At 74.4% G+C, this 9,328-nt stretch carries 6 protein-coding genes; 3 read left to right on the top strand and 3 right to left on the bottom strand.

Annotated elements, in window-relative coordinates; genetic code table 11:
* The coding region (locus ACFWTE_RS07715) for a S1C family serine protease (RefSeq protein ID WP_378778522.1) at positions 1 to 1,698 on the top strand (1,698 nt) is incomplete at its 5' end.
* 372 nt (positions 1,699 to 2,070) lie between these two features.
* Positions 2,071 to 3,381: a glycosyltransferase gene (locus tag ACFWTE_RS07710; RefSeq protein ID WP_378778521.1), complete on the top strand. Its 1,311-nt coding sequence runs from the start codon at positions 2,071 to 2,073 to the stop codon at positions 3,379 to 3,381.
* A 115-nt stretch (positions 3,382 to 3,496) separates the two neighbouring features.
* Here the strand turns inward: ACFWTE_RS07710 and ACFWTE_RS07705 are convergent, their stop codons facing one another.
* The 3 genes from ACFWTE_RS07705 to ACFWTE_RS07695 form a co-directional block, all read right to left on the bottom strand.
* Positions 3,497 to 4,972 (bottom strand): ATP-binding protein, encoded by a 1,476-nt coding sequence (locus ACFWTE_RS07705; protein WP_378778525.1) that lies wholly within the window; start codon positions 4,970 to 4,972, stop codon positions 3,497 to 3,499.
* Positions 4,973 to 5,043: 71 nt separating this feature from the next.
* Entirely contained in the window at positions 5,044 to 5,742 is a 699-nt protein-coding gene (locus ACFWTE_RS07700; RefSeq protein ID WP_378778520.1) for a response regulator transcription factor, read from the bottom strand.
* A gap of 71 nt (positions 5,743 to 5,813) precedes the next feature.
* Positions 5,814 to 6,761 carry an HpcH/HpaI aldolase/citrate lyase family protein gene (locus tag ACFWTE_RS07695; protein ID WP_378778519.1) on the bottom strand — a complete coding sequence of 316 codons (948 nt, stop codon included), beginning with the start codon at positions 6,759 to 6,761 and terminating at the stop codon, positions 5,814 to 5,816.
* Between the two features lie 160 nt (positions 6,762 to 6,921).
* Between ACFWTE_RS07695 and ACFWTE_RS07690 the strand changes: the two genes are divergently transcribed.
* On the top strand, positions 6,922 to 9,249 hold the full coding sequence (locus tag ACFWTE_RS07690) for a molybdopterin-dependent oxidoreductase (protein ID WP_378778518.1): 2,328 nt from the start codon (positions 6,922 to 6,924) through the stop codon (positions 9,247 to 9,249).
* Positions 9,250 to 9,328: the final 79 nt, after the last annotated feature.

Genomic DNA, 9,328 nt, shown 5'->3' with positions numbered 1-9,328 from the left:
ACGAGGTTCCTCTCCTACGGTGTCCCGGAAACGGCCTCTAGCGTATGCCCGCAGGCCCCGGCCTCCCCGCGCGCACTACGGGGAGCGCGGTCCGGGTCCGAGGACGCCGGTCGGCACGACGGGCAGGCAGGGGGCCACACCGGTCGGCCGACCACCGCGGAGCAGCGGCCCGCGCAGTACGGGACGCACCCGGCTCCGGTGCACCCCGGCCCTCCGGTACAGCACGCGGGGACGCACGTGGCCGGAACTGGTCCGCGCTTCTCCCCGCCCGAGCACCCGCCGAGGTGGGCCACGGGGCCCAACGAGGCGGATCGCGCGTCGTACACGTTCCCGCCGAACGTCGGCGGCCCCGGCGGCCCCGGCGGCCCCGCGGGCGGTCCGACCGACCAGTTCGCCGCCCACCAGGGCGGCCACGGCCAGCCGTACGGCGGCCCGCAGGGGCCCCTCGGCCCGAACGGCCCGGGAGGCCCCGCGGCCCCGGGCGGCCCCGGCGGCCCCGGACGGCCGCCCTACGGTGACGGCGGGGCCTACGTCGGAGGCGGCCACGGCCAGCCCCCGTACGGTGCCGCGGTTCCCGGAGCGGTGCCCCCCGGGGGGAAGAGACGGGGCGGCCGGGTGGTGGCGATCGCCGCCGCGACCGCACTGGTCACGAGCCTGGTCGTCGGTCCGGCGACGGCCCTGGGCACCGCCTATCTGTTCCCGAACGGCCTGGGCTCCCCGGTCAGCTCGCTGACCGGCGAACAGGGCGGCACGGCCACCGAGGGCGCGGTCGGCGAGGTCGCCGAGAGCGTCCTGCCCAGCGTGGTGTCGATCCAGACCGCCAACGGCGGCGGCAGCGGCGTGGTCATCTCCTCGGACGGCCAGATCCTCACGAACGCGCACGTGGTGGCGGCGTCCGAGGGCGGAGCTCTGGAGGTGCTGTTCAACGACGGGACCTCCGCGCCCGCCGAGGTGCTGGGCGCCGACACGGTCTCCGACATCGCGGTCATCCAGGTGGAGGGGCGCAACGACCTCGAACCGGCCACGCTCGGCGACTCCGAACAGATCGGCGTGGGCGCGGACGTGGTCGCGATCGGCTCCCCGCTGGGCCTGTCCGGCACGGTCACGACGGGTGTGGTCAGCGCCCTGAACCGGCCGGTGAACACGGGGGCGACCGAGAGCGGCAACGGCCAGACCTCGACGGTGATCAACGCGATCCAGACGGACGCGGCGATCAACCCCGGCAACTCGGGCGGCCCGTTGGTCAACATGGCCAGTGAGGTGATCGGCGTCAACACCGCGATCGCGGGGGTTTCCCAGGAGAGCGGTTCGGTGGGGCTGGGCTTCGCGATCCCCATCAACCAGGCCCGGCCCATCGCCGAGCAGCTGGTCGAGAGCGGTAGCGCGAGCTACCCGGCCATCGAGGCGACCATCACCAACAGCCGTAGCGGCGGGGCCGAGATCGTGGAGGTGACCGACGGCGGCGCCGCGGAGGAGGCCGGGCTGCGGGCGGGTGACGTGGTGGTGTCCGTGGACGGCGAGACCGTCACGACGCCGGACCAGCTGATCGCGGAGATCCGCTCCCGCCGGCCGGGCGACGAGGTCACCTTCGGTGTGGTGTCCGGGGGCAACGGCTCGCCGGAGGACGTCGCCGTCACGCTCGGCGAGCAGAGCTCGGAGTCCGTCGAGAACGAGGCGGAGCAGGACGGGGGGAACTGAGCGAGCGCGGTCTCGGTCCCTCTCCGCGGGGCGGTCCCAGGGCTTTCGGCCCGGGACCGCCCCGTTCCCGTGTCGCGGGCCCGCCCGCTGCGGACACGCGCCGCCAGACCGGCGGGCGGCGACCCGGCCCGCACGTCACCGTCGCCGCCCGGAGGGACGCGGAGGGCGTCCGCACCCCTCCCTCCCCCCGAGATCACCGATCGGCCACATCACGGTGTGCCTGGGTAAAGGATTGAACACGCAGGGTATTCTTCTCTGCGCCGTGTGCTACCTGAGCAGTCGCTCCCCGGTCACCGGAAGGTCGGCGGCGGTCAACGCGGGTGGGTCACACTCGTGCGTACGCGGCGACCCGACAGCCAGGAGACCCGGCCCATGTCCACGTCCTTCGCTTCCGCCTCCCCCACGCCGGCGGGCCCTCCCCCTCCGGCCGGCGGCCCGGGGCACCGCCCCCGAATACTGATCGGCACCGACACCTACCCCCCGGACGTGAACGGCGCCGCCTACTTCACCGCGCACCTCGCCCACGGGCTGGCCGGGCGCGGAGCACGGGTGCACGTGGTGTGCCCCTCCCCGGAGGGCGCGCCCCGCACCGTGGAGCGCGGCGGGGTGGTGGAACACCACCTCCGCTCGATGTCCTCCCTGGTCCACGAGAGCGTGCGACTCGCGGTCCCGCTGGGGGTCCGCGGGCACCTCGACCAGCTGCTGGAGCGGCTGCGGCCGGACGTCGTGCACATCCAGAACCACTTCCTCGTCGGCCGGATGCTGGCGTCGGCCGCCCGCGCCCACGGGATCCCCGTGGTCGCGACCAACCACTTCATGCCGGAGAACCTCTTCGACTACGTGCGCGTGCCCGGGCCTCTGCGCCCGTACGCCGCACGGGTCGCCTGGTGGGACCTGGGGGCGGTGCTGTCCCGGACCGAGCACGTGACGACACCGACCCCTGCGGCGGCCGGACTCCTGCGGGACCAGGGGTTCACCAAGCTGGTCGAGCCGGTCTCGTGCGGAATCGACCTGGCCCGGTTCAGCCCCCTGGAGGGCGGCACGGCGGCCAGGCGGCGGCTGCGCGCGCGGCTGGGCGTCCCGGACCGGACGACGGTGCTGTTCGTGGGGCGGCTGGACGAGGAGAAGCGCGCCGAGGAGCTGGTGCGCGCGACGGCTCGGACGTCCGGTGTCCAACTCGTGCTGGTCGGTCGCGGTGCGTACCGGCGGCGCCTGGAGGACCTCGCGGTGTCCGAGGGCGTGGCGGACCGGGTGCTGTTCCTCGGGTTCGTACCGCACACAGGCCTGCCGGACGTGTACCGGTGCGCGGACGTGTTCGCCATCGCGGGCGTCGCCGAACTCCAGAGCATCGCGACCCTGGAGGCCATGGCGAGCGGGCTGCCCGTGGTGGCGGCGGACGCGATGGCGCTGCCGCACCTGGTGGAGGAGGGCCGCAACGGGTACCTGTACCGGCCCGGCAGCCCGGAGGAGCTGGCCGCACGGATCGAGGACGTGGTGGAGGACGAGGGCGAGCGCCTGCGGATGGGCGCGCACAGCCGGGCCATGGCCTCGCGGCACCGGTGGGAGGACTCCTTGGCGCGGTTCGAGCGGATCTACCTGGAGGCCGCGGGAGGCGTGGTCACCCCGGCGCCCCTGGCCTCCACGGCACCCGCCCCCCGTTTCGGCGGAGCCGCCCGCGGCTGACCGGGACGCGGATCCGCGCGTGGCGGCCCCGGCAGGGGCGGCCCGGGGGCGGGTCGCGGTGGGGCTGCCCGGGCCCCGTGGGTCGGGCACCCCCGAGACCGGCCGACCCGCGCGCTCACTCCGCTGCCGCGGCCTCCCCCGCCGGTGTGTGCTCCGACAGCTGGAAGCCGATGACGGTCCCGCCGCCCTCCCTGTTACGGGCGAACACCCGCCCGCCGTGGGCCTGCGCGATCTCCTTCACCATGGCCAGTCCGAGGCCGGAGCCCGGCAGACCGCGGGCGACGGTGGCGCGGTAGAAGCGCTCGAAGACGTGGTCCAGCTCGTCCGGGTCGATGCCGGGGCCGCGGTCCAGGACCTCGACGGCGCCCGCGCGGACGCGGACCTCGATCGGCGCCGTGCCGTCGGGGTCGAACTTGGCGGAGTTCTCGACCGGGTTGGCGACGGCCCGCTCCAGCGAGCCGGGGCGCCCCCACACGACGCTGTCGTCGGCGTCCACGACGATCTCGCGACCGGTGCGCCTACGGGTGCGCTCGGCGACCCTCTCGACGACCTCCCGCAGGAGGACGGCGCGCATCGCCTCGTCCTCGTGGTCCCCGGTGGCCAGTCCGACCAGCTCGTTGACGAGCGCCGTGAGCTCACGGGTCTCGCCGCGCAGGTCGTCGATGAGGCTCTCCCTCGCCTCGGGGCTGAGCCGGTCCACCCGGCCCAGCACCTGGACGTTGGTGTAGAGGCTGGTGAGCGGGGTGCGGAGTTCGTGCGCGGCGTCCTGGACGAGGCGGCGCTGGTCCTCCTTGGACCTGGCCAGGCGGGCGAGCATCGCGTTGAAGGCGCTGCTGAGGCGGTCGACCTCGTCATGGCCGGACTCATCGTGCCCGTCACCGCCGGAGTCGACGGGGTCGAGGCGCCCCGTGGAGCTGACGTACTCGGCGGCGTCGGTGAGGCGGACCAGGCGCCCGGTCGTGCGGTGGCCGACCAGCCACCCCACCGCGGCGGCGCAGAGGGCGACGAGCAGGCCCACCCACAGGATCTGGGTGGCGAGCTGGTCGAGCATCAGCTCGGTGGGCGACAGCCGCTGGAGGAGTTGCAGGGCCCCTCCCCCGTCGCCGACGGAGACCGTGGCCAACCGGTAGGCCTGCCCCTCGACGATCTGCTCGCGCATCTCGACGACACCGGGCTTCGCGGTCGCGGCCAGCTCCATGTCCGTCTCGGACGGGGCGAAGAAGACGACCTCGGCGGGGTCCTCGACGCTGACGGTCCGGCGGCCGTCGGGGCCGAGGAGCTGCACCTGGAGGTTGTCACTGGACAGGAACGGGATCGGGCCGGTGGGCTCGCCGCCCTCCTGGGCGTGGACCTCGACGAGCTTCTCGGACAGGTCGGTGACGGTGCGCTCGAACCCGTTCTCGACGTCGGCGCGGATGAGCGCGGCGGCGGTGGTGTAGGCGAGGGTGCCGACCAGGGCGATGATCACGGTGGCGACCAGGGCGAAGAGCGCCGCGAAGCGCGTTCCCAGCCGCCAGCCGCGCGGGTTGAGCAGCACCCCGTGCCGCCACGGGAGGGCCGTGTGGGCGCCCGGGCCTCCGGGGCCGGGCACGGCGGGGCCGGCGGGAGGTCCGGTGTTCCCGGCCTCCCCGCGGCCGCCGTGGGCGGGCGGTCGCACGCCGGTCACCCCTGCGGGCGGAGCGTGTACCCGACTCCGCGCACGGTCTGGATGAGCGGCGGCCCGCCGTCCTCCAGCTTGCGGCGGAGGTAGCTGATGTAGACGGCGAGGTTCTTGGACTCCGGGCCGAAGTCGTAGCCCCAGATGCGGTCGTAGATGGTGGCGTGGTCCAGGACGATCCCCGTGTTGCGGATGAGGAGTTCGAGGAGGTCGAACTCGGTCTTGGACAGCTCGATCTCGCGGTCGCCGCGCCAGACCCGGCGGGCGCGCGGGTCCAGGCGCAGCTCACCCGCCCGCAGCGGACCCTCGTCGTCGGCGTCCTCGGCCACGGGCGCGGCCCTGCGCAGCAGGGCCCGCAGCCGGGCGAGGAGTTCGTCCAGCTCGAAGGGCTTGGCGAGGTAGTCGTCGGCGCCCGCGTCCAGCCCGGCCACCCTGTCGGGTGTCTCCACGCGGGCGGTGAGCATGAGGATGGGCGTGCGGTCGCGTTCGGCCCGCAGCACCCTGGCGACCCCCAGCCCGTCCACACCGGGCATCATCACGTCGAGGACGAGCAGGTCGACGGGGTCGGCGTGCACGGCGGCGAGGGCCTGGACCCCGTCCGCGACCGTCCGGACGCTGTAGCCCTCCAGTTGGAGCGCGCGTTCCAGTGAGTCCCTGATCGCGCGGTCGTCGTCGGCGACCAGGACCGTGGCGGTGGCTTCCATGGCGCCCATGGTTCCCTATCCGGGTGAGAGGGCGGTAAGAGGCGGGTGGGCTGCGTGTCAGACCCCGCCCGTCAGGCGCCGGGGACGAACGAGCGGGTCCTTTCGAGCCCCGCCGCCCGGCCCTTGCCCGCGACCACGAGCGCCATCTTCCTGGAGGCCTCGTCGAGCATCTCCTCGCCGAGCATGACGGCGCCGCGCCGGTCCACGGTGGTGGCGTGGGCGTAGGCGTCCAGGATCAGCTCGGCGTGGTCGTAGTCCTCCTGGGAGGGGGCGAACGCCTCGTTGGCGGCCTCCACCTGGAGCGGGTGCAGGACCCACTTGCCGTCGAAACCGAGGGCGGCGGTGCGCCCGGCCGAGCGGCGGAAGGCGTCGACGTCGCGGATCTGGAGGTAGGGGCCGTCGACGGCCTGGATGCCGTTGGCGCGCGCGGCCGTGAGGATGCGCATGAGCACGTAGTGGTACGCGTCACCGGTGTCGTAGCCGGGCGGCTGCTCGCCGACGACCAGGCTCTTCATGGTGAGGGAGGCCATGAAGTCGGCGGGGCCGTACACGAGGGCCTCCAGGCGGGGGGAGGCGGCGGCGATCGCGTCGACGTTCACGAGCCCGCGCGCGTCCTCGATCTGCGCCTCGATCCCGATGCGGCCGACCGGCAGGCCGACGGCGCGCTCGATCTGGGTGAGCAGGGTGTCGAGCCACTCGACGTCGCGGGCCGCGGTGACCTTGGGGAGCACGAGCGAGTCGAGGTCCGCGCCGGCGCCCTCGACGACGCCGATGACGTCGCGGTAGGCCCACGCCGTGGTGACGTCGTTGACGCGGACCGACCGGACCCTCCCGTCCCAGCCGCCGTCGGTGAGGGCACGGACGACCGTGGCGCGGGCGGCCTCCTTCTCCGCGGGGGCGACCGCGTCCTCCAGGTCCAGGAAGAAGGCGTCGGTGTCGAGGCCCCTCGCCTTGTCCACGAACCGGGGGTTGGACCCCGGAACCGCGAGTACCGACCGCCGCGACCTGAGTTCACCCATCGCCGTCCCTGTTCCGCTCGCCTGTGTCTGTCCGCGCGCCCGGCGCCTCGCCGCCCTCGGCGTCGTCCCGACCGGTCGCGGGGCCCATCCTCCCACCTGTGCCTGCATAGAGTGAGGCGCGGGCCCCAGGCCGGGCCGGAGTGACCGAGGGAGAGTGAGCATGTCCGACACGCTGCGTCCGACGAGCGCCCACTGGGGCAGTTACCAGGTGGTCGTCAGGGACGACCGGGTCGTCGGAGTGCGCCCGGACCCCGACGACCCGGCCCCCTCCCCGGTGATGGCGAACACCCCGGCCGCCCAGCACCACGCGTCGCGGGTGGCCCGCCCCGCGGTGCGCCGCCGGTGGCTGGAGCGGGGCGCGGGTCCGGACCCGCGCAGGGGCGACCCGGACGACGACTACGTCGAGGTGGAGTGGTCCACCGTCCTGGACCTGCTGGCGGGGGAACTCGACCGGGTGCGCACCGAGCACGGCAACGCGGCGATCTACGGCGGGTCGTACGGGTGGGGCAGCGCCGGTCGCGTCCATCACGCGCAGAGCCAGCTGCACCGGTTCCTCAACACGGTCGGCGGGTACACCAGGTCGCGCGCGACCTACAGCCACGGTGCCGTCGAGGTGCTGTTCCCCAGGCTCATCGGCACCCCCGCCGCGAACCGGCTGCTGCACCGGGCGCCCGCGTGGACGCAGATCCGCGAGCACACCGGTCTGCTGGTGACCTTCGGCGGGCTGCGGGTGTCCAACACGTGGACGGCGTCGGGGGGCCGGGCCGCCCAGACCGCCGGTCCCGCGATGCGTACCGCGTCGGAGTCCGGGGTGGAGTTCGTGTCGGTGTCGCCGCTGTTCGACGACACACCCGAGGACGTCAAGGCCGAATGGGTGCCCATCCCGCCGGGCACCGACACGGCGGTGATGCTCGCCCTGATGCACGTCCTGTTCACGGAGGGTCTGGCCGACACCGGCTTCCTGGACCGGTACACGGTGGGCGCGGACGTGCTGCGCTCCTACGTGCTGGGGGAACGCGACGAACGCGGCGGCCGTCCGGGCGTGGAGCGCTCGCCCGAGTGGGCGGAGCGGATCAGCGGGGTCCCGGCCGGTGAGCTGCGGGCTCTCGCCCGGCGCATGGCGCAGACGCGCACCCTCGTCAACGTGGGCTGGTCGGTGCAGCGCGCCCGGTACGGCGAGCAGCCCCTGTGGGCGGGGCTGGCGCTGGCCTGCTGCCTGGGCCAGGTGGGGCTGCCGGGCGGTGGTTTCGCCTCGGGGTACGGGTCGATGGGCAACTACGGCGGCGGTTCGACCCCGCTGGGCCTGCCGAGGATGCCGCAGGGCGCCAACCCGGTGGACTCGTCGATCCCGGTGGCCCGGATCGCCGACATGCTGCTGGACCCGGGCGGGCGCTACGACTTCGACGGCGAGGAACGGCTGTACCCGGACGTGCGGCTGGTGTACTGGGCGGGCGGCAACCCGTTCCACCACCACCAGGACCTGGAACGGCTGACCAGGGCGTTCGGCAGGCCGGAGACGGTGGTGGTGCACGAGACGCACTGGACGGCGACGGCGAGGCACGCCGACATCGTCATCCCCTCGACCACGGTGCTGGAGCGCGACGACCTGACCGCCAGCCAGGGCGACCTGAGTGTGCGGGCCATGCCCCGGGCGGTGTCCCCCCACGGACAGGCGCGCGACGAGTACGACACGTACGCCGACCTGGCCGAGCGGCTGGGGGTGCGCGAGGAGTTCACGGAGGGCCGGACCAGCGCCGGGTGGATGCGGACGGTCTACGAGCGGTGGCGGTCGCTGGTGGCGCGGCACGGCGTCGGGGTACCGGGGTTCGAGGAGTTCTGGGAGCGCGGCCGGGTGGAGATGCCCGGCCGGGTGGAGGACGAGGCGCTCCTGGGCGAGTTCCGGGCCGACCCGGACGGGAGTCCGCTGCGGACGCCGAGCGGACGGATCGAGCTGTTCTCGGAGACGATCGCGTCGTTCGGGTACGAGGACTGCCCGGGGCACCCTGTGTGGCTGCCGGGCCCGGCGGTGGGCGAGGAGCACGGCGGGTTCCCGCTGGTGCTGCTCGCGAACCAGCCGAGCGGGCGGCTGCACAGCCAGCAGGACATGGGCGCGCACAGCATGTCGCAGAAGGTCGGGGGGCGCTCGCCCCTGCGGATCGGACCGGAGGACGCACGGGCCTGCGGCGTGGCCGACGGCGACGTGGCGCGGGTGTCGAGCAGCCGGGGTTCGTGCCTGGCGGGCGTCGTGGTGAGCGACGCGCTGCGGCCGGGTGTGGTGCAGCTGTCCACGGGCGCCTGGTACGACCCGTCCGCGCCGGGCGTGACGTGCGCGCACGGGAACCCGAACGCGCTGACGGAGGACGTGGGAACGTCCTCGCTGAGCCAGGGGTGCACCGGGCAGACGGTGCGGGTGAGGGTGGAGCGGTTCACGGACCGGGTGCCTCCGGTGCGCGCGTTCGAACCCCCGAACGGGATCAGCGCGCCCTGAGCGCGCGGACACCGACGACCGTGGTGGTGACCGCGCGGGAGCCCCTCCCCTCGCCGGGGCCGGGAGCGCCCGCCGACTG

This window comes from Nocardiopsis sp. NPDC058631 (genome assembly GCF_042716955.1).
Lineage (GTDB): Bacteria > Actinomycetota > Actinomycetes > Streptosporangiales > Streptosporangiaceae > Nocardiopsis.
The sequence above is the reverse complement of the archived record's forward strand: the minus strand, read 5'-3'. Positions and strand labels throughout refer to the sequence as shown.

Coding starts and splice junctions, on each gene's coding strand:
- ACFWTE_RS07710 (WP_378778521.1), top strand. CDS start 2,071: ATGTCCACGTCCTTCGCTTCCGCCTCCCCCACGCCGGCGGGCCCTCCC.
- ACFWTE_RS07700 (WP_378778520.1), bottom strand. CDS start 5,742: ATGGAAGCCACCGCCACGGTCCTGGTCGCCGACGACGACCGCGCGATC.
- ACFWTE_RS07695 (WP_378778519.1), bottom strand. CDS start 6,761: ATGGGTGAACTCAGGTCGCGGCGGTCGGTACTCGCGGTTCCGGGGTCC.
- ACFWTE_RS07690 (WP_378778518.1), top strand. CDS start 6,922: ATGTCCGACACGCTGCGTCCGACGAGCGCCCACTGGGGCAGTTACCAG.